The 1,751-nt window shown below is 70.6% G+C and carries 1 protein-coding gene; it reads left to right on the top strand.

What is annotated here, in order from left to right; all coding sequences use genetic code 11:
• Positions 1-125 precede the first annotated feature (125 nt).
• Positions 126-1,574: a transposase gene (locus ACWCP8_RS41140; protein WP_451121674.1), complete on the top strand. Its 1,449-nt coding sequence runs from the start codon at positions 126-128 to the stop codon at positions 1,572-1,574.
• Positions 1,575-1,751 lie beyond the last annotated feature (177 nt).

The raw sequence follows: 1,751 nt of genomic DNA, 5'->3' as shown, positions 1-1,751 counted from the left end.
GTCAGACCCGAATCCGCAGGTAGCTGTGGGGGCTGGCGGCTGATACGGCGACAGGTGTCCCTGCTGGTTTGAGATGATCGAGGTTCTCTACGCCTGATCGCTCTACCCGCAAGGACACCCGTCGAGTGAAGAAGATATCGCGTCGTCGCACCACCTCCCGTACTCCCGGCAAGCGGTGGACCCGGTTGCGTGCCCAGGTGGGGCTGCCGGAAGGGTCGTTGACGGAGAACGGCGGCCTGCTGCTGGTGGCGGAGCTGGATCAAGTGCTGGGCATCACCGCGGCGCTGGATGCCGGGATCGGCCCGGTCAAGGAGCGGGACCGGGGCCTGTCTGGTGGGGAGTTCGCGCTGGCCGCCGCGGTGGTGCAGTTGACCGGCGAGGATCATCTGGTCGGTTTCGACCGGCTGCGTGGTGACCGGATCGGTGAGGGGCTGCTGCCTGCCCCGGTCCCGGCCGCGACCACGGCGGCCACGCTGGCCGCCCGGTTCGGCCAGGCGCAGCGCGAGGGCATCGAGACCGCGTGCGCTCAACTCACCGGACGGGCCCTGGGTGCGCTGCCGGTCGCAAAGCGGGCCCGGATCCTTGACGGGCGGGTGACGATCGACCTGGACGCCAAGGACATCGAGGTGTTCTCCACCCGCAAGGAGCAGGTGGTCCGCTCGTACAAGGGCGAGATCGTCGGGCGGGTGCATGCCGCCCACTGGGCCCAGGCCGGTGCGGTGCTGGTCGCGGACCTACTCGACGGCCGCTCGGACGGGCGCACCCACGCCCCCGACCAGGTCGACCGGGCGGTGGACGCGGTCCGCGCCGCCCAAGCCACCGGGCGGATCCTGTTCCAGGGTGATTCCGGCTACTACGCCGGGAAGGTCGCGGAAAAGATCGTGGCCCGCGGCGGCCTGTTCCGGCTCGGGGTGCCGCGCGGCAAGCCACTGTGGCGGGCGGTGACCACGGCGCACGAGGACGACTGGATCGATGCGGTCGACTACCCCAAGGCGCAGGTCGCGTTGCTGGACTACGCCCCGATCGGCTGGCCCGAGGGGACGCGGGTGGTCGCCCGGCGGGTGCGCTACGACGCCGCCGAACTGTCCGCGGACCCGCGCTCGCGCCGCTCACGCACGGTGGGCAAGGACCAACTCGCCCTCGTGCTGGACGGCGTGGCCGATCAGGCGTATGCCTACTCCTTCTTCGCCACCAACGAGGCGTTGGACCTGGACGAGGAGGTCGCGCTCGCGGAGTGGGAGTTCCGCCGCCGCACAAAGATCGAGGAACTGTTCCGCGACACCGCCCACGGAGCCGGCCTCAACCACCTTCCCTCCGCATCGCACCGGGTCAACGCGATGTGGATGTGGGGTGCGCTGCTGGCCTACAACCTCTCCGCCTGGCTGCAGATACTCGCCCCCATCGGCAGCACCCGCCGCCGGATCGCCACCATGCGCCGCCTGCTCATCGCCCGCGCGGCCCGCCTGGTGGCCACCGCCCGCCGCCGTCGGCTCCGGTTCGCACCCACCGCCAGCGAGTTGATCGCTACCACCCTGGCCAGGATCCGCGCGGCGAAAGCACTCCTGACTGCCTGACAGCCGCCCATCCCCGTGCCCGAACACCTCGAACCGCCGTGGAACGCCGTCCACCCGGCACGACAGCCGGGCTGCTGGCCTGCCCCCATCCGCACAACAGCCGTTCGAACACGTCAACGGCCGACGGCGAGCACATCCAACTCGCCATCGGCCACTACCTGCGGATTCGGGTCAGAG

It is taken from the genome of Streptomyces sp. NPDC002206 (genome assembly GCF_053593595.1).
Note: the sequence above shows the minus strand (reverse complement) of the source record. Positions and strands in the feature narration are given on the sequence as shown.